The organism is Deltaproteobacteria bacterium (assembly GCA_012522415.1).
GTDB lineage: Bacteria > Desulfobacterota > Syntrophia > Syntrophales > JAAYKM01 > JAAYKM01.
In genome coordinates, this window is record JAAYKM010000037.1 from 1 (window position 1) to 17,644 (window position 17,644).

Below are 17,644 nucleotides of genomic sequence, written 5' to 3' on the forward strand. Positions count from 1 at the left end.
GCACGAAGCGGCATACGCCATCGGGTTTAATCCGTTTCAGGTTTTCTGTAAGATTACGTTTCCACAGGCGGCGCGGCATGTGTTACCCGTTTTCAAAGGGGAGTTTATATCGATGCTGAAGATGACGTCCGTGGTTGGTTACATCGCCATTCAGGATTTGACAAAGATGAGCGATATTATCCGGAGCCGGACGTACGAAGCTTTTTCCCCGTTGATTGCGACGGCGTTGATTTATTTCGTTATCGCGTATGCGATGGCCTATCTGTTGTCGCGGGTGGAGATGAGTGTGGATCCAAAACGACGCAAGCGGATCGTGAAAGGGATTTGAGTTCGTGATCAGCGTAAAACATCTGGCGAAACATTTCGGTGATTTGATCGTCCTCAGGGACGTCAATCTTGAAATCATGCGGGGAGAGGTGATCGCCGTTATTGGTCCATCCGGTACCGGGAAGAGTACGCTTTTACGTTGTCTCAATCTTCTGGAAACCCCGACGAGCGGAGAAATCATTGTCAACGGCGTCAATCTGCTGGATAAAAAAACCGATGTTTACCACCTGCGTCAGCGAATGGGAATGGTGTTTCAGTCGTTCAATTTGTTTTCTCACTTGATGGTGATTGAAAACATTATGCTGGGGCCCGTCGAGCTTTTGCGGATGCCGCGCAAGGCGGCCTTTGACGAGGGGATGAAACTCCTGAATATGGTGGGCCTTGCCGAAAAAGCCCATGCCTATCCCGATGAGTTGTCAGGCGGTCAAAAGCAGCGGGTCGCCATTGCCCGGACACTGGCCATGAAACCGGAAATTGTGCTTTTTGACGAACCGACATCCGCCCTTGATCCGACAATGATCAGCGAAGTCTTGGCCGTCATCCGCAAACTGGCTATGGACGGCATGACCATGATGATCGTGACGCATGAAATGAAGTTTGCCCGGGGTGTATCCACTCGCGTTTTGTACATGGATGAAGGCATTATTTATGAAGAGGGGACGCCTCAGCAAATCTTCGGGCGGCCGCAAAAAGAAAAAACCCGGGTATTTGTCCATAAGATCAGGACATTTACCTACGAAATACGTTCAAGATACTTTGATTTGTACGACCTCAACGCGGGCATAGAAGCCTTCGGACACAAGCAGTTTCTTTCCGAGAAGCACCTTCTGAATATTCAGCTTGTTCTGGAAGAATTGCTGGTAAACAAACTCATTGCAAAACAAGGTGATGCTGTCAATATCGATGTGATTGTGGGATATTCGGAAGAAAACGACATGATCGACCTGACGATAACCTACGCCGGTGCACCATATAATCCTTTTAGCGGTGAAGAAGCGCAGGAAGATGTTTCCATGATGATCCTACGGAAACTCTTGACCCGTTATGATTATCTGCGTGAAAAAGAGAAAAACATGTTGAGATTATCGATGTAAGCGAAAAAGGGTCTCAACCATTATGCACCCGGCTGACAAGACATGAACCTTGACCCGCCGAAGGCGGTCATTAAAGAGTTCGGCCCTGTCGGGGAAAGGGAACCAACAGCAGACAAAATAAAGAAAAGGGAGACAATCATGGAGGTCACAAAAAACAGTCAGGGCGGAGTTCTTGTCGCTGCGGTTAAAGGGCGCGTCGATACCGTTACGGCGTCGGATTTTGAAAAAAGGATCGCCGAAATCATGGAGGGGGAAAACTCCCCCCTTTTACTGGACTGTGGCGGGTTGGAATACATCAGCAGTGCGGGCCTGCGCAGCATTCTGGTGATTTCCAAGGAATTGAAAACAAAGGGATTGACCGTTTATTTCTCCGGCCTGCAGGGAAATGTTAAGGATGTTTTCAATATCTCCGGATTCAATACCATATTCAAGATATTCGCAACAAATGACGATGCGTTAAAAGCGTTCTAATTTATGAATAATAACAGCATCGAATTGCCGGCCCGGTTGGATCAACTCTATGCATTCATGGAGTTCGCCGTTTCTTTTGCTTCAAAACACGGTTTTGCCGGCGATATGTTGCGGAATATCGAACTTTGCCTGGAGGAAGCCCTGGTCAATATTTTCAGCTATGCTTATCCGGATGCCCCGGGGAATGCCGGGATCGAATGTGTCTTTAACAACGGTGAACTGGCGATCAAAGTCAAGGATCGGGGCGTTCCTTTCGACCCCCTTGCCATACACTCCCCTGATGTTCATTCCAACCTGGCCACAGGCAGGATAGGCGGATATGGAATCATTCTGATCAGGAAACTGGCCACCGAAGTTCACTATGAACGCAGCAACGATGAAAATGTTCTGACAATCGCCTTTAGAAGGCAGGAAAATTCATGAGCAGATTAACGCCCCGCCGACAAAATCATGCGACCCTGCGGGCAACCCGTGAATCCGTCACAAATCATTCCCATCTTCCTGTCGTCATGGTTTTTTTATTGCCGTTTTTCTTTTTTATGTTTTTTTTTACAGGGGCGGAAGGGCAAGCCCAGACACCGCAAAAAACCACCTTCCTCCCCCACTGGTTTCCCCAGGCCCAATTTGCCGGTTACTATGTCGCCCAGGAAAAGGGTATTTACAAAAAATACGGGCTTGATGTCGCCATATTGCGTGGCGGGCCGGAAAAATCGGTTTTCACAACGCTGGCGCGCGGAGAGGCCGATTTCGTGACCTTGTTTCTGGCCGAGGCGGTCCAATACCGGGCTGAAGGCATGAAGTTGGTCAACGTGGCGCAGATCGTGCAGAAGTCCGGGTTTCTCCTGGTGGCGAAAAAATCAAGCGGTATATCTTCCTTCCGGGACCTCAATGGGAAAAAAATCAGCCTCTGGGACGATTTCAAGCTTCAACCGCTGGCCTTCTTCCGCAAACACAATCTCTCCGTCCGCATCATCCCCCAAACCTACACGCTCAATCTTTTCCTGCGCGGAGGTGTCGATGTCGCATCCGCCATGTGGTACAACGAGTTCCATTCCATTCTTAGCGCCGGGCTCGATGCCGATGAGCTGACCGTTTTTTTCTTTGATGAACCGGGTCTCAATATCCCCGAAGACGGTATCTACTGCCTGGAAGAGACGTGGGAAAAAGATCCCGACCGGGTTCGTCGGTTTGTCCTGGCTTCCCTTGAAGGGTGGCGCTACGCCTTCGAACATCAGCAGGAAGCACTGGACATCGTGATGAAATACGTCAATGAAGCCAAAATAAACACCAGCCGCGCCCATCAAAAATGGATGCTGGAAAAAATGAAGGATATGATTACAGGCGATGGGAAGCCCCCCATGGGTACGCTGGTGGAAAAAGATTATCAGACCGCGACCTCTCAACTGAAGGAGAGCGGTTTGATCAAAAGGATAGTTCCTTCAGGTGAATTTCATGTCCGCTGTATATCGGGGGAATAAGGGACCGGGCATTGCCTTCAAGCTCTCTGCCATTATTCTCATCAGCACGACCCTCATTTTTCTGGTTGCGTTCATTTATAACTATACGCAGACGCGCAAACTCGTTTTGAAAAGCGTCGAGAAAAACACCGGCCACCTCGCCCTGTCCACCGTCCACAGTATCGAAACCATTCTCTGCTCCGTTGATTCTGCGCCGCGCTATCTTGCCGCTTCTCTGGAGCACATGGACTGCAGGCGGCCGGACCTGCTGCGGCACATTGAGGGCATTGTCAGATTGAATCCGGAGATTTACGGCTCCACCGTCGCCTTTGAACCTTACGCCCATGACAGGGCTTCTCGCGACTTCAGCCCTTACTATTCACGGCAAAACGGTCAGGTCAGACTTTCCTGGCTGGGCGGGGACAACTACCGCTATCACTTCTGGGACTGGTACATCCTTCCCAAAGAATTAAACCGGGCCGTCTGGAGCGAACCCTACTTCGATGAGGGGGGTGGTAATACCGTGATGTCCACGTTTTCCGTTCCCTTTTACACAAACGTCCGGGGGGTGCGGACGTTCACCGGCGTGGTCACGGCCGACATGTCCCTGGAGTGGCTCAAGGACATCATTGCCGAAGTCGAAATCTACGAAACCGGATATGCCTTCCTTATTTCGCAAAACGGAATGTTCATCGCCCACCCCAACAAGGATCTGATCATGCGCGAGACCATTTTCACCGTTGCCGAAATGGCCGGTGATCTTTCTCTACGGGACATCGGCAGGAAAATGATCCAGGGAGAAAGGGGATTTGTTGCGTTGCCCGAATATTTCGCGGAGAAAAAAGCCTGGATTTATTACGTGCCCCTGCCGTCTGCGGGCTGGTCAATCGGCCTTGTTATTCCCGAAAAAGAGCTCTTTGCCGATGTTCGCCATCTGAGTAAAATCGTCCTGATCATCGGATTTGCCGGCTTTGTTTTTCTTTTTTTCGTCGTTACGACCATTTCCAGGAACATCACCCAGCCTCTGCGGCAACTGGCGCAAACCACGACGGAAATCGCCAGGGGAAGCCTTGATGTCGCACTTCCGAAGCGCCGCCCCTCCGACGAGGTCGGCGATTTAGCGAACTCTTTTGAAAATATGCAACTGGCTTTGAAGGAATATATCTCCAATCTCAAGGAAGCAACGGCAGCCAGGGAACGGATGGAAAGCGAATTAAAAATTGCCCGGACGATCCAGATGAGCTTTTTGCCGAAGCGCTTCCCCCCATTTCCGGAAAAACGGGAATTCGATATCTTCGCCTCGATCGTCCCCGCCCGGGAAGTGGGGGGTGATCTTTATGATTTTTTTCTCCTCGATGACGAAACTCTCTTCTTTTCCATCGGTGATGTATCGGGAAAAGGTGTGCCCGCAGCCCTCTTCATGGCGGCATCCACACTGCTTATCAAAGGTGCGATTAACCGCGATACAGGGATCGCCGAGGCGTTGGCGAAGGTAAACAGGGAACTGTGCGAGGGAAATGACGCCATGATGTTCCTAACCTTTTTTTGCGCCACATTGAATATCCGCACCGGTGAGATGCGCTACTCCAACGCGGGTCACAACCCGCCGCTGATCGTGCGCAGGGAGGAAAAGCCGGCATGGCTGGACCTGCCGGAAGGTTTTTTACTCGGTGTTATGGAGGAAAGCGTCTACGGGACCGCAACAATTCACCTCCAGCCGGGCGATCTGTTGTTCCTTTACACCGACGGCGTTACGGAAGCCATGAACACGGATGGGCAGGCCTATTCGGAGGAACGCTTGAAGAGGTTTATCGAAAACCGGGCCGATGAAAAACCTGAGGGCCTTGTCCGGAAAACGATTGAAAGTGTTCAGGAATTTGCCGACATCGCCCCGCAGTCAGACGACATCACGATTCTTGCGCTCCGCTATCAGGGTGCAGCCGACCCATAAACGAAAAGAAAGTGGGAAAAAGAAAAGGGGTGACCTCCACACCCCTTACCGTCGATAAGGCTTGTAAGCTAAAACAACTCTCCATTCACGGTTATGGAGGCCTATTGTCTCCCAAACGACATGCTTTACGATTTTTTCTTCGGATTGGGACGCCGGGAAAATATATTGTCCTTCACCAAAGGAAACGCCGGCTATTTTTTCCCCTAGGGCAAGTAAGCTTTTATACTCCGCGTACAGGGGATCGCTGAAAAGTCTTTTGCCTATTTCTTCCTTGTCCTGATCGTAGATAATCGTTCCATCAGTTTGCATTACCCAGAGTTCGTAATCGGCGGGGACGTTACTCTTTTTCAGCAGGGGCTCGATCACCAGTTCGGGGCGAATAAGCACGTTGACGCAACCGGCGAATTTCTTTTTTTCATACAGAGGCCGCATCAGGACCACGGCTGAAAATCCTTCGACCGATTTAAAGCTGCCGCTGAATATCGGCATGGGGTTTTTTAGCATGGCGGTCATGTGCCCCTGGGCGCTGATATCCACATTTTCGAAATTTCTATATTCGCCCGGTTCTATGTGGCGCAGAAATCCCGCCCTGTCCACAAAAGAGGTTTCAACGACAAGTTGATTATCATCGATAAAGGACTTCAGCAGTTTTCTGATATCGCCTTCATCATTTGTATTCACGTTGCTTTGTTCAATTAATCGGGCCAGTGAATGGTCGATGGCATTTAAGCTTTTTTGTAAATCGGGGACGAAGCGTTGAAGCGAAAGAGTCAATTGGGGCGGAATATGCATTTCCTCGTCTTCGGTTTTGGCTAAGAACATCCACCAGTCCATGCGCGGCAGTTTGCGGTATTGTGCCTGGTGGATGACGCCGCCGATTTCATATTCCGTCGCGCCTGCTTCGTTTTTCAGAGCGCTGGTTATCGCTTCCCCCAAGGATTTGCTTCCCTGTGTGACTGCGTTCATGAAGATAAAATCAGTGTCTTTATCCAACATGGTATTCCCTTCGGAATCAAGGACAAACCAGGTATAGCTTCGAGGCAGAGTAAACTGTCGATTCAGTCGGCCGTGCAGGTCATCCAGGAATATGGAAGCCCCGAGCCCACCTGTTACTCTTTTATCGACGCAAACAGGGGCGGCCATGACCGCGGATTTTTTTCCGGAGGAACGGCTGTATATGGGAGAGCCTTTTATCAGATTGCCGGCAAATAAAGATTTGAAATAGCTGCGGTCGCTCAAATTGAGGTTTGTGAAGTCTTTTTCCACGCTGTAATAATTTCCATCAGGCAAAACAAAAAAATAGACACCCGGCACATCCGCGGCAAGTCGTGCCAGGTAGGGTTTCATTCCGTTCCAGTCACCGCTTTTGGCTTCCGGGGTTGAGGCAATCAGTTCAAGTGAGGTTAGGGTACTTGAAAGAATGTTATCCAGGCAACATGCGGCGGCGTTGAGTGTTGTTTCCGGACCTGCGGATCGCGTATTTACCCTTGTTTGCTCCGCTGCGGCCGAACCGGCCAGAATAAAGATGAATATTGCGAAGCTGGACAATTTTATGAGTTTCTCAAATTTTGTCATGGGCATATTTATCTCCTTGCGGGAAAAGACGCGCTACTATACATTCCGGCAAACTGTAATGCCAGTGGAATTCTTTTGGAATGAAAAGAGGGTGAAAGGATTAAAAATACCTTCTGCGAACAAAGCATCCTTGAAGATTCTGAAAAGGATTTTTCATATTTTAAAGACTCTCTTTAAAAAACCCTGTCACTGTGGAAGGGGCCGGCCCAGACCGTACAATGACCTCGTCGAATTTTTCTGTTTGATTGCCTTGTAAACTACGCGAAAAAAGAAGTTGCAAAGCTATGATTTTAATGGAAGGGGAGGGAGGACGACGGCTTCGCCGTCAACAACAACCTTGCCGTCCTGGTTTAGGCATGTGGTTCGGAATGTCACCCGGTTTTTTTCCGGATTCTTCTCGATGACCTCCACCCGGGCCGTGATGGTATCGGCAATACGAACCGGCCGTTTGAACTCCAGGTTTTGGCTGACATAGATGGTTCCCGCACCGGGAAGGTTCACACCGAAGACCGCCGATATGAGCCCAGCCGAGAGCATGCCGTGTACGATTCGTCCCTTGAATGGGGTCGTTTTCGCAAAGGTTTCATTGATATGGGCCGGGTTCAAGTCCCCCGTGACTCCGGCATAGAGGTAGACATCCGTTTCCGTGACCGTCTTCGTAAATTCCGCGGTGTCGCCTATCTGCATTTCGTCGATAGTTTTTCCGATCATGGTTTTCTCCTTTATAAGTGATCTGCCGCTGACCTCGATGTTGACGGGCCCCAAATAAACGGTTGGGTGTCCTTTGACCAAGAGATGTCGAAATTTTGAAAACTTGCGTCGGCGACCTAGAACCAGGTCCTGAATATCCAGCTGTTTTCCCTGAGGTCCTTGACATCGTCCTTCAACATCTCACAGAGCTGCATGTTCTGGATGGCGACGCCGCCCATATGGGCAAGGGCCATGACATATTGAATCTCGCCTTCGGAAAATATTCTGGAGGTGGCGCTGTACAGACGAAGCACGCCGACCACCTCATCTCGGGATTTGATGGGCACACTGAGAATCGTGACGATGCCTTCATCCTTCTTTTCCGCCCGGTACTGGACACCGGGATCGGTGGCGGCGTTTTTGACCACGACAGGCTTCCCCTGAAGCGCTTCCGCTATACTCTTCTCCGCCGAGATCGGTCCCTTGTTGAGATATCTTTCCGAAAGGCCATAGCTGGCCGCCAAACGAAGGGTTGTGCGACTTTCATCCAGTAGCCGGATAGAGGATGCCTTTACATTCATGGATTCCGCCACATCCTTCGTAAGGGTTTCAAGGATCTCCTTGATGTCCCTGCTGCCCGTGATATCGGATGCCAATTTGAGGAAAATCCGGGTGGCATTGCGAAGTTTCGCGATGCGGTCCGCCTTGTCTATGGACAGGCCGCCCATATCGGCAAGCACCGTAAAAAATTCAATTTCCTTATCCGAAAAATCCCGGATATCGGACGTGTAGAGGGCCATGCAACCCAACAGATCATCGCGCACCATGACGGGGACGACGAGAATGGAACCGATTCCTTCTTTAATTTTGGATTCCCTGTTCTGCAGGCGGTCATCATTTATGGCGTCCCGATAGTGGAGGTAGCCGCTTTTCTTCAGCATCTTCATAATCGGTAGCGTCCGGCCCGGCGCGGTGTGGACATAATTCCTGGAGAGGCCTGTCTGGGCCGCAATCGTGTACTGGGTTCTGGTCTCATCACTGGCCAGAAACAGGCACGCCCCCTTGGCATGCATCGTGGCCGCAGCGGACTTTACGATCATCCGGCAGAGCTTTTCCCGATCGTTCGTCGCGCTCAGAACTTTGGCAATCTTGTGAATTTCCCTGACGTATTCGTTCATGTCATACTCTCTTTTCTTTTAAGTCGTTTGTTTAATGGAACCGTCCCCGTCTGTCCTTTTGGTGGTTAACGTCATATCCCCTGAGAGTCATCGTGTTTCGTCAGCCACCAGATTATTTTCGGGGAAAATTCGCGCTGCGTTTTGGAACTCACGTAGATTCCGATATGCCCCGTATCGAGGCAGAGATCTTCTTTATGCACGCTGGCGATCTTGGAGGTGAACTGATCGCACGACTGCGGCGGCACCAGGTGGTCATAGCGTCCATAGATATTGAGTACGGGCATTGTAATGTTTTTCAGCTCAACCCGTTTGCCGCCCAGGATGATTTCATCCTTGATAAGGCGGTTTTCCAAGTACATCCATTTTATGAATTCTCGAAAAGTCTCTCCGGGGAGATCCGGGCTATCGAATATCCAGCGCTCCATGCGAATGAAGTTTTCCAGAAAATCCTTGTTGTGAATGTTTTCCAGGAATCCGACGTACTTGTCGATCATGAGACGCGCCGGGTTGAGGAGGAGGAAGCCGAGATTCATGATGTCGCCCGGGATATTCCCGTAGGAAGCAACCAGTTTGTCCGGGTCCAGAGATTTTGCCCAGACGTTGAGCAGACCTGCTTCGTGATCAAAATTCGTGGGTGTCACGGTCAGGACCAGGTTCTTGATTTTTTCCGGGTGCAAGGCCGCGTGCATGACGCACATGGTTCCCCCCTGGCAGATACCCATGATGTTGATCTGGTTTATCCCGTACGCATTGCGAACGAAATCGACACAACTGTCAATGTAGCCGTTCACGTGATCGTCCAGATTTAGAAAACGGTCTTTCCGAGTCGGGTATCCCCAGTCAATCATGTAGACATCGAGGCCCGCGGCGAGAAATCTCTCCACCACGCTGCGGCCGGGCTGCAGGTCGAGCATGGTCTCCCGGTTCACTTGGGCATAAACGATCAGAAGCGGTGTCTTGAGAGAGGGCGACGTGACGGGACGATAGCGCTTCAACTTGACGCGGTCTTCTTCCCAGACCACATCATAAGGCGTTGTGGCAATGTCTGTTTCCAGAGGGTTCAGAAGGACTTCCCTGGCGACGCGGAGGCGGTCACAGAAGTTTGCCGTGTCCCCTGCGACACGGGCCATGATTAATTCCCCCGCCTTGATATAGGGCGCCATCATATCGGCAATTGTAGGTTTTTCTTCACTTTGCATCTGTTTTCCCCTGGGACTCCCCGGCATTTATTCCTTTCGTTTGCCGCTGCCGTCTTTCCTGCGCTTTTCGCCTTGCCTCCGCCCTTGCTTTAAGGCGGGCTTTTTTCTCCTCTTCCCTGCGCGTCTTCTCTTCGGATATTGGCTGTTCCTCTATCTCAAGCTCCAGGTTGGCCGCCATGTTCGGACTGACGGAAACGTTCTTCTCGGCCTCTCTTTGAGCCTCTTTTCGTTCAAGCTCTTTCACCCTTTTTTTCAGGATGTGGAGATCCTTATAGACTTCATCCATATCCCGGTTCGTGGGAATAGGCAGGTGCTGAAGCAAATCCATGAAGAATTCGGCGCGGGCTACCTGGAAATCGTGCATTTTATTGAGGGTTTCTCGGAGCGTTTCAATATAATCGTTGGACCGTAATAATGCCAGATAATGGTCCTCCAGTTTTTGAATCCAGAGCTGGTAAAGGGCCCGCGAACCATCAATGGCTGTATTTCCCTCACGTTCCAGTCTGGTAATTTCCTCTTTCACCGCATAATAGGATTTTTCCATAGGAATCATCAACATCTGGAAAAACTCGCCAATCGCCGACTGGAAGTCAGACGCATTTTCAACCACTTTATTGATCCGCTCCTGGTAATATCGGGTCAGGCCGATCTGCGGAATATTCAGGATCTTTCGAAAATCGTCCACATGGGTCTGATGAATCATTTTTGTTGTTTGCTTGAGAAATTCGACGATATTTTCAGAGCTTCCCGATGTGGTCATGCCCAGCATTTCGGCAATCTGTTGTTCGGACCTTATAGAGAATCCCCAGAAAGGTTGAAAAATTTTCAAAATTAAATCTCCGACGGAGCGGGTGGATTCGAACGCGTCGGGTTTCGGCATGCCCGTAATGGAGGAAAGGAACTGAAAAAACTCGAAAATTTCCTTGAAAACCACGTCAGGGCCAGGATGGGGGGGGGCCGCATCCGCATGTGTTTGGGAGGCCGCAAATGGCTTCTGCCAGTCCTTGGCGGTTTGTTGCATAGCCGCCTCCCACACGTCGACCTGGTTTTTGACCCAGTCCGCAAAAATGACGCCTTGGGTAGTCTCTTCGGTTTCAGTCTTCTTTTTGTCCTTCATGTTCTGCACCCCCTGGCGATATCGGTTCGGAAGATTCAATATCTCCCGGTTTTTCAAGTGGTTTGATGTTTTCAAAGAGTTTGCCGTATGTCGTCATGAGGGTCTGGAACTGGTCCGCCTGTTTTTTCATGAGCCCTTCGATACCCTTTGCAACCAAACCAGACTCCGGTTCCTGACGGCGGGTTTTCTTCCCCGAGGTTTTCAAAGCCTTTTCCAGCTCGGTGATCCTGCTTTTCAAATCGTCGTTTTCCCTGACGAGTGCGTCGTATGTTTTTCGCGGAACCAGTCCCAGGAGGCCGGTGAATTCCCGACAGGATTCAAGAAAATCCGCTGTAGCCTTTTCCCGGATCTGATCATTGATTTCCGAAGGATCCGCCTTCTTTTTAAGGCCATAGAATTCCCGGAACAGGTTCATGTGGAATTCGCAGGCCCTGAACCCTTCGTTTGCCAGGCGTTGCAGCGTTTCAACCTGTTCCTGCCCCCTGGCCGCATGGATCAGAAAGTTTCCCCAGAATTCCAGAAATCTTTTATCCATATCACGTTATCCTCAAGGATTCCGAAAGTTCTCTTGCCATCCTTCTGTTTCCCCTGCATGGCAGGGACTGTCAACGGTGCCTTCCAGGTCGAGGTGGAAGCGGATCGGCCCGCGCTGCCCGCCACGGAATCGCTTGTGCAGGGCGCATTCGGAGGTCGGCAGGGACCAGGAGGTGGCAATCGCACCGTGACCTCTCGGGAATTCGGTTACCTCAACGTCAATGAAATCGGCGGGCGCCAACGCCGAGTCCCGGTCAACGAGATTGTCTTCCGCCGCATAGCACAGCAGCCAGGGAATCCCTTTCTCCTGGATACACTTGAAGTTCAGGGAGCGGCCAAACAGTTTTACCGGTAGCGTGCCATCTGCGGTGACGGGTTTTGTATAGGAATCAAAACTCAATCTTGTCAACTCGACGGGCAGATCGTTGCGTTCATAAATGAGCCAATAGTTGAGTGCCGCCGCTGTCGGAGTGATCTGAAAGGGGCCATCGCCCTGGCGGCTGAACATGTCGAGGTCGCGATGGAATGTTACAAGGGGCGCTTCCTCTTCAATGCTTTTCAGTTTGAAAACCCAGCTCATGACATGGCCGTCGATCACCTCATTACCATTCGGAAGGGTTTTAACGGCGTAGCCGAGGTCCCGGAAACGCGGCGGGAGCAGTTCAATATACTTCACAAGGGCTCTGCTGCGTGTTCCATCCATTGGCGCGACACAGGTTATAAAAGCGTCCACCAGTCCGTCCAGCTCACCTGACAAAAGGCTCATTACAGCAACGTAGCCGCCCTGGCAGAAACCATTGAGGGTTACTTCCTTGCCGTGGCGCCGGCGGATGATTGCACAGAAATACTTTGTATCGAGGCAATCATCCTCCCCCGTCATGGTCTGGACGGCCTCGTGGGCGTGAATATCCTTCATGATACGGATGTAGGTTGGAATGCCCTGGTTGGCGAAACAATGGGTGTAACTTTTGTTTTCTCCCGGGAGAAAGGCAAGGATCGATGCCCCCAGAACATAGGGGGGAATCACAAGAACCGGCTTGCCGGTAGAGCGGACCTCCGCGCAGCCCCGCCAGGGCAACACCTGGTAAAGACAGAAACGGTCCGTTTCCGCGACCTTGATGTATCCCCCGTCGTCGAAGTGGAAGCCGAAACGCGGTTCGATTTCGCGGATTGCTTTGGGGTATTCTTTGACAAGGACATCGACGAGCCGGGAAAGGCGCACCGAGTTCTGTAAAATATCCTTTCCTTCCTGCTGGAACAGCGTGTTCAGCCAAGCGGAGAACCAGTTCCCCATCTCGTTCGCATGAAACCGATTCAGGGCCCGCATGGTTCCCAGCGTGCCTTTTTGTGCGATTCTTATATTAAAATCAAGGAGTTCAAGGTACGCATGAGCGGTTTCATGCGGGGCAGCTTCAAGTATTTTCTGCTTTTCCACCTCTTGAAAATACCGGGAGGCCAGCCAGTAAGGGGCCATAAATTCGAAGTAGTTACTCCAGGCACCGTTTACATAAGCCTGCGCAGTCAAAATCATTTTCGCAGTTGCCCGGACTGTCTGCAGAGTCATTTCGTTGTATATAGGCGATGATTTCAGGAATGTCCCCGCCATGCTGCTTGATGGAGATGTTGAAAAGGGGTCAGCCATAGATCACCTGCTCCGCTCAGCCTAATCCGGGCGCAAGAATCAGCGTTTATTTTTTGTCCTGAAAGAAAGACTCCATTTTGGCGAAATTGTCTTCGACGAGTTTTTTGAAATCCTCGAAACCCTTCCGGTACATCGAGGCCCATTCCCGAACGGCCTTTTTCCCCTCTTCGGACATTCCCGAAGCCTGGCCGATGTAGATGTTCACAACCTTTTCCATTTGGTCATGAATGGTGCTCATGTTGTTGAAGGCATTTGCGCAGATGGATTTATTGATATCGATCATCTGTTTAAGCGTGTCTTTTGGATGTATCATTTTGCTTCTCCTTGTCGGTTATTTCTTCGTTCCCGCCTTAGCCGTTTCGGCGAAGAAATCATCCATCTTCTTGAAACTCTCGTCCACGGCGGCCCTGAAATCCTGAAATCCTTTCTTGTACACCCCCATCCATTCCTGGATGGCTTTTTTCCCTTCTTCCGGGACACCCTGGGTCTGATCCAGGTACATCTCGACCATTTTCTGGTTCTGTTCCTGGAACATGGTCATGGCGTTGCAGGTGTTCTCAAAAGTCGATTTGTAAAAATCAAAAGTCTGGCTGAGTACATTCTTGGGGTCCATAGCGAAATCCTCCATTCTTGAATTTAGTTTGTTGCGGGTAACAATAGGGCAAGCACACCAAAATGTCAAGGATAAAATGGTGCAATGCAAAATAAGATTTGCGTTGCGTATTATGTATGCGATATTAGGTAATTAAAGGAAAATAATTTCTTCTTGTTTAATTTGATGTTGCGATGTAACATCAAACTTTTCCGTCTGGGGGAGGAGGCAGGCGATGATTAAAATGTTCATGATTTTATTTTTTGGTTACATCGTCGGATGTTTTTCTTGCCGTTGTTTCCATGTTGTGGAAAATGTGAATCGATAATGGCACTTTCCAGAGAGGGATACTCATGCCTGATAGAGTTTTGCTGAAAAAGTACGCGAACCGGCGTCTTTACGATATGGAACGGAGCGTTTACGTGACCCTGGAGGATATCGCCGATCTGATCCGCCGGGGGCGTGAAGTGGTCGTGACCGATGCCCGGACCGAGGAAGATGTGACGGCTTTCATCCTGACCCAGATTGTTCTGGAAGAGGCCCGGAAAAAAAACATCCTCCTGCCGGTATCACTTTTGCATCTGATGATCCGCCACGGAGACAAACTCCTGGGAGAATTTTTCGATAAGTATCTCGAGCAGAGCCTGAAGAATTTTCTGCGTTACAAATCCATGGCGGATGCGCAGTTTGCCGAATGGCTGAAAATGGGCGCCGATTTTTCCGAGCAGGCCAGTCTTTCCATCCCCGGAGCCAATTCGTTCCCGAATATCTTTGATCTCTTCGCCGGCGCGGAACCCACCGGGGAAACCCCTTCACCCTCCGGGGGAAAACCCGGGGAAACGAATGGGACGAAGGAAAAGTAAAAAACCCGGGGGATCTTGACGTGATACGTCGTTGCCATTATGCCGGAGTGAGCATGATTTTTTCCAGCGTAAGAGGCTCGATGTACTCACCGCCCCGGTAGACGCGCATGTTGCCGCCCGAAATTTCATCAATCAGGACAATATGGTTATCGTTTCCCACCCGGCCGAATTCGAACTTGATGTCGAAGAGTTCCAGACCCTTTTTGGCCAATTCCTCTTTTACGATTGCCCCGATCTCTCTGGTCATTTCGACCAGAATTTCGTACTCCGCTTTTGTCAGGATTCCTAGTATTTCAAGGGCGTCTTCCGTTATCAGGGGATCGTTTCGCTCGTCATCCTTGAGGGTTATTTCCACCAACCCGGGGAGCGGCTCCCCTTCCCGGCAATAAAGGCCGTAACGCCGGAAAAAACTGCCCACCGCCCGATAGCGGAGGATTACCTCCACGCCTTGGCCAAAGGGCTGTGCCGGTTTTACCGTCATCGTTGCGTTTTCTATGTCCGCCTGTACGAAGTGGGTCGGAATGCCCTTTGCGTTTATCTTTTCAAAAAAGAAGCTGGTCAGCTTGAGGCCCGATCTGCCCGCCCCGTCTATGGTCAGACCGACTGTGTTGGCGCCCGGGTCGAAGACTCCGTCCGTTCCGGTGACGTCGTCCTTGAATTTGAGGATGTAGTTTCCGTCCTCCGCGTCATAGACATCCTTGGTTTTTCCCTTGTAAACAAGTTTCATCGAGTCTTCCTTTCCGTTAACATGGCGGTGAATTAGCTTTCCGAGTTGTCCCTATTTCCAGGATACCCTTCTAATGCACCATCTCCACAGGATTTTCAGGGGAGGAATCGTAGCTTAAACCCATTGCGGCGTCAAGAACGGAGATGTTGCCGGGGCGCAGATTTTCATTTGACTTCCTGTGAGAAAGCAGATACGTATCTTGCTCGTAAACGGCTGTCATTACAAGGAATTAGAACAATGACCCTCCAAGATCGTCTCCGGCGCCTGACGGGCGAAGGGCCGGCAACGACGCAAGATAACCGCGATAAAATTCTCACCGATCTCCGCCGGCGCATCGAGGCGGTAACGACGGGCCGGGAAAGAAGGTTGCAAGGCGGATCGACGCCCAACCAAAAGCGTCTCCTTGAGGAACTCCTCCCCGGCGAGGAAAGAGAGAACGAGTACGGCCGGTTCTACTCCGTCGAGGCCGCCCTGAAACCCTCCCACCGGCATGGGAACCAGTGCGTGGCCGATTTCCTCTCCGTCGATATGGACGCCCTGTCGGTCCTGGCCGACAAGACCGACCTTGCCGGCATGGATGCTCGGGAGGGCCTCTACCTCGATACGGAGACGACGGGACTGTCCGGAGGAACAGGAACCGTCGCCTTCCTCATCGGCCTTGGCTGGTTTGAAGAGACAACCTTTGTGACCCGCCAGCTTTTCGTCCGTGACTATCCGGAGGAGCGGGCATGCCTAGCGTATCTGAGCGAACTGGCCCAGGAAAAAGGTTTTCTCGTGACGTTCAACGGCAAGTCCTTCGACGTCAATCTGCTTGGCGCCCGGTTCATCATGAACCGCCTTCCCGATCCTCTGACGGAGCTGCCCCACCTGGATCTCCTCCATCCCACACGGCGCCTGCTGGGACATCGCCTGGAAAACAACCGCCTGGGTACGGTGGAACAGCATGTTCTGGGCCTCGACCGAGGGGAGGACATCCCCGGTTGGGAAATCCCGGAGCGTTACTTCCGCTGGCTCCGGAACCGGCACCCGGGGGCCATGCTGGAAGTCTTCCGCCACAATCACCTGGACGTCGTGTCGCTTTCGGCTTTGGCGCGCCATCTGGCGGAGATTGTCGCCGGCAACGGCGAAAGGTTGCGGGAAAGGGAAGAGGATCACCTGGCGGCGGCGCGGCTCCTCATCGACCGAACCCGCCAGCGGCAGGGCAAGAGACGACTCCGTGACTTGTGCGCCTCCGGTCATCCGCAGGTTTCACGGGAGGCCCGGCGTCATCTGTCCCTTCACCTGAAGCGGGATGAGGACTGGAAAGGGGCCATCGCCCTCTGGGAGGAAATGCTTGCCGCTGATCCCGCCGACTGCTTCGCCTGCGAGGAACTGGCCAAATGGTACGAACACCGGGACAGGAATCCGGAACAGGCCCTTTGCCTGGTTTGCAATACCCTGGAATTAATCTCCGGCCGCCATTCTGACGAACAGGATCGCCTCACTTACCGCCGTATCCGCCTGGAAAGAAAGTGCGGTAAACCCTGAAAAATCCTTAGAAATTCGTTGACAACTTTTCTTCAGAGTTTTACTCTGCTTCCGCCTGTACGGGGCATATCCACTTTTTAGTAACCGTAATTCTCGTTATTTAAGCTGTCCAACTCCAACCTTTCTGGGGAAGAGAGAATGACCGGCGCAAACAGGGAGTACAGGCAAAATCAAACTAAGTTAGAACTGTGTCCGGTAAAATAGGGGCAACTCCATTGAAAGTGAACAACAATAAAATATATTCTATATTTATTGCTTTGGCACTTATATATTGGAATCCAATCAGTTATTTTTTGTTTTATTCCAATACACCAGTTTATTGCAAGCCAATCTATTTCCTTCATTGGATTATATTTATAACCGGAATATTATTCATTTTTCTGATACAGAAAAACAAGCTTAATGAAACAATAAAGAATATTGTATTCATGATAGCATTTGTAGGGATATTTTTTTCTAGTTTGGTTGTTGTCGATAAAATTATTGGTATTCCTTCTGTCTTAAAAAAAGGAACGCCGCATACTCAAAAGCAGGTAAGGTGTAAAAGTTAGGCTCTCTCCGTACAGATAGCTAGAAAAAGTGGCAGTCAGTTTTCTCTTCGGTTAAGGTGTTTTCATCACCAAACCATCTTACCAAGGAGGAAGACATGACTGCCAAGAAGAAGATAGCACAGAAGAGGCTCACATTGCTACAGCTCGCC

Annotated in this window: 18 protein-coding genes; 8 read left to right on the plus strand and 10 right to left on the minus strand. The window is 50.8% G+C overall.

What is annotated here, in order from left to right:
- The 6 genes from GX147_03235 to GX147_03260 form a co-directional block, all read left to right on the plus strand.
- The coding region (locus GX147_03235; protein NLN59719.1) for an ABC transporter permease subunit at nt 1–328 on the plus strand (328 nt) is incomplete at its 5' end.
- Between the two features lie 4 nt (nt 329–332).
- Nucleotides 333–1,421, plus strand: a complete 1,089-nt coding sequence (locus GX147_03240; GenBank protein ID NLN59720.1) for an ATP-binding cassette domain-containing protein — start codon at nt 333–335, stop codon at nt 1,419–1,421.
- Between the two features lie 138 nt (nt 1,422–1,559).
- Nucleotides 1,560–1,892: an STAS domain-containing protein gene (locus tag GX147_03245; GenBank protein ID NLN59721.1), complete on the plus strand. Its 333-nt coding sequence runs from the start codon at nt 1,560–1,562 to the stop codon at nt 1,890–1,892.
- A 3-nt stretch (nt 1,893–1,895) separates the two neighbouring features.
- Nucleotides 1,896–2,315 carry an ATP-binding protein gene (locus GX147_03250; GenBank protein NLN59722.1) on the plus strand — a complete coding sequence of 140 codons (420 nt, stop codon included), beginning with the start codon at nt 1,896–1,898 and terminating at the stop codon, nt 2,313–2,315.
- The gene (locus GX147_03255; protein NLN59723.1) at nt 2,312–3,370 is read left to right on the plus strand and encodes an ABC transporter substrate-binding protein; all 1,059 of its coding nucleotides are present in this window, start codon (nt 2,312–2,314) and stop codon (nt 3,368–3,370) included. The genes GX147_03250 and GX147_03255 overlap by 4 nt, the downstream gene beginning before the upstream one ends.
- On the plus strand, nt 3,345–5,300 hold the full coding sequence (locus GX147_03260) for a SpoIIE family protein phosphatase (protein ID NLN59724.1): 1,956 nt from the start codon (nt 3,345–3,347) through the stop codon (nt 5,298–5,300). The genes GX147_03255 and GX147_03260 overlap by 26 nt, the downstream gene beginning before the upstream one ends.
- Nucleotides 5,301–5,345: 45 nt before the next feature.
- Here the strand turns inward: GX147_03260 and GX147_03265 are convergent, their stop codons facing one another.
- The 9 genes from GX147_03265 to GX147_03305 form a co-directional block, all read right to left on the minus strand.
- The gene (locus GX147_03265) at nt 5,346–6,881 is read right to left on the minus strand and encodes a hypothetical protein (GenBank protein ID NLN59725.1); all 1,536 of its coding nucleotides are present in this window, start codon (nt 6,879–6,881) and stop codon (nt 5,346–5,348) included.
- Between the two features lie 276 nt (nt 6,882–7,157).
- On the minus strand, nt 7,158–7,583 hold the full coding sequence (locus GX147_03270) for a MaoC family dehydratase (GenBank protein ID NLN59726.1): 426 nt from the start codon (nt 7,581–7,583) through the stop codon (nt 7,158–7,160).
- Nucleotides 7,584–7,702: 119 nt separating this feature from the next.
- The gene (locus GX147_03275; protein ID NLN59727.1) at nt 7,703–8,743 is read right to left on the minus strand and encodes a GAF domain-containing protein; all 1,041 of its coding nucleotides are present in this window, start codon (nt 8,741–8,743) and stop codon (nt 7,703–7,705) included.
- A gap of 71 nt (nt 8,744–8,814) precedes the next feature.
- Nucleotides 8,815–9,906 carry a class III poly(R)-hydroxyalkanoic acid synthase subunit PhaC gene (gene phaC / locus GX147_03280; GenBank protein NLN59728.1) on the minus strand — a complete coding sequence of 364 codons (1,092 nt, stop codon included), beginning with the start codon at nt 9,904–9,906 and terminating at the stop codon, nt 8,815–8,817.
- A gap of 25 nt (nt 9,907–9,931) precedes the next feature.
- Nucleotides 9,932–11,059 (minus strand): hypothetical protein, encoded by a 1,128-nt coding sequence (locus GX147_03285; protein NLN59729.1) that lies wholly within the window; start codon nt 11,057–11,059, stop codon nt 9,932–9,934.
- A complete protein-coding gene (locus tag GX147_03290) occupies nt 11,037–11,594 on the minus strand; it encodes a hypothetical protein (protein ID NLN59730.1) in 558 nt (185 codons plus the stop codon). The genes GX147_03285 and GX147_03290 overlap by 23 nt, the downstream gene beginning before the upstream one ends.
- Nucleotides 11,595–11,606: 12 nt before the next feature.
- The gene (locus tag GX147_03295) at nt 11,607–13,124 is read right to left on the minus strand and encodes a metal transporter (GenBank protein NLN59731.1); all 1,518 of its coding nucleotides are present in this window, start codon (nt 13,122–13,124) and stop codon (nt 11,607–11,609) included.
- Nucleotides 13,125–13,281: 157 nt separating this feature from the next.
- A complete protein-coding gene (locus GX147_03300; GenBank protein ID NLN59732.1) occupies nt 13,282–13,548 on the minus strand; it encodes a hypothetical protein in 267 nt (88 codons plus the stop codon).
- Between the two features lie 18 nt (nt 13,549–13,566).
- Nucleotides 13,567–13,848 carry a hypothetical protein gene (locus GX147_03305; GenBank protein ID NLN59733.1) on the minus strand — a complete coding sequence of 94 codons (282 nt, stop codon included), beginning with the start codon at nt 13,846–13,848 and terminating at the stop codon, nt 13,567–13,569.
- A gap of 332 nt (nt 13,849–14,180) precedes the next feature.
- Here GX147_03305 and GX147_03310 point away from each other — a divergent pair, with 332 nt between their 5' ends.
- Nucleotides 14,181–14,690, plus strand: a complete 510-nt coding sequence (locus tag GX147_03310) for a transcriptional regulator (protein ID NLN59734.1) — start codon at nt 14,181–14,183, stop codon at nt 14,688–14,690.
- Between the two features lie 37 nt (nt 14,691–14,727).
- Here the strand turns inward: GX147_03310 and GX147_03315 are convergent, their stop codons facing one another.
- On the minus strand, nt 14,728–15,417 hold the full coding sequence (locus tag GX147_03315) for a phosphoribosylaminoimidazolesuccinocarboxamide synthase (GenBank protein ID NLN59735.1): 690 nt from the start codon (nt 15,415–15,417) through the stop codon (nt 14,728–14,730).
- A 237-nt stretch (nt 15,418–15,654) separates the two neighbouring features.
- Here GX147_03315 and GX147_03320 point away from each other — a divergent pair, with 237 nt between their 5' ends.
- Nucleotides 15,655–16,944: a hypothetical protein gene (locus GX147_03320; protein NLN59736.1), complete on the plus strand. Its 1,290-nt coding sequence runs from the start codon at nt 15,655–15,657 to the stop codon at nt 16,942–16,944.
- Nucleotides 16,945–17,644 lie beyond the last annotated feature (700 nt).

What these genes read in the sequence shown, in the direction of transcription:
- GX147_03295 (NLN59731.1), bottom strand. Translation starts at nt 13,124, where the DNA reads ATGATTTTGACTGCGCAGGCTTATGTAAACGGTGCCTGGAGTAACTAC.
- GX147_03300 (NLN59732.1), bottom strand. Translation starts at nt 13,548, where the DNA reads ATGATACATCCAAAAGACACGCTTAAACAGATGATCGATATCAATAAA.
- phaC (NLN59728.1), bottom strand. Translation starts at nt 9,906, where the DNA reads ATGGCGCCCTATATCAAGGCGGGGGAATTAATCATGGCCCGTGTCGCA.
- GX147_03305 (NLN59733.1), bottom strand. Translation starts at nt 13,848, where the DNA reads ATGGACCCCAAGAATGTACTCAGCCAGACTTTTGATTTTTACAAATCG.
- GX147_03245 (NLN59721.1), top strand. Translation starts at nt 1,560, where the DNA reads ATGGAGGTCACAAAAAACAGTCAGGGCGGAGTTCTTGTCGCTGCGGTT.
- GX147_03315 (NLN59735.1), bottom strand. Translation starts at nt 15,417, where the DNA reads ATGAAACTTGTTTACAAGGGAAAAACCAAGGATGTCTATGACGCGGAG.
- GX147_03290 (NLN59730.1), bottom strand. Translation starts at nt 11,594, where the DNA reads ATGGATAAAAGATTTCTGGAATTCTGGGGAAACTTTCTGATCCATGCG.
- GX147_03265 (NLN59725.1), bottom strand. Translation starts at nt 6,881, where the DNA reads ATGCCCATGACAAAATTTGAGAAACTCATAAAATTGTCCAGCTTCGCA.
- GX147_03260 (NLN59724.1), top strand. Translation starts at nt 3,345, where the DNA reads ATGTCCGCTGTATATCGGGGGAATAAGGGACCGGGCATTGCCTTCAAG.
- GX147_03320 (NLN59736.1), top strand. Translation starts at nt 15,655, where the DNA reads ATGACCCTCCAAGATCGTCTCCGGCGCCTGACGGGCGAAGGGCCGGCA.
- GX147_03275 (NLN59727.1), bottom strand. Translation starts at nt 8,743, where the DNA reads ATGAACGAATACGTCAGGGAAATTCACAAGATTGCCAAAGTTCTGAGC.
- GX147_03285 (NLN59729.1), bottom strand. Translation starts at nt 11,059, where the DNA reads ATGAAGGACAAAAAGAAGACTGAAACCGAAGAGACTACCCAAGGCGTC.
- GX147_03255 (NLN59723.1), top strand. Translation starts at nt 2,312, where the DNA reads ATGAGCAGATTAACGCCCCGCCGACAAAATCATGCGACCCTGCGGGCA.
- GX147_03310 (NLN59734.1), top strand. Translation starts at nt 14,181, where the DNA reads ATGCCTGATAGAGTTTTGCTGAAAAAGTACGCGAACCGGCGTCTTTAC.
- GX147_03250 (NLN59722.1), top strand. Translation starts at nt 1,896, where the DNA reads ATGAATAATAACAGCATCGAATTGCCGGCCCGGTTGGATCAACTCTAT.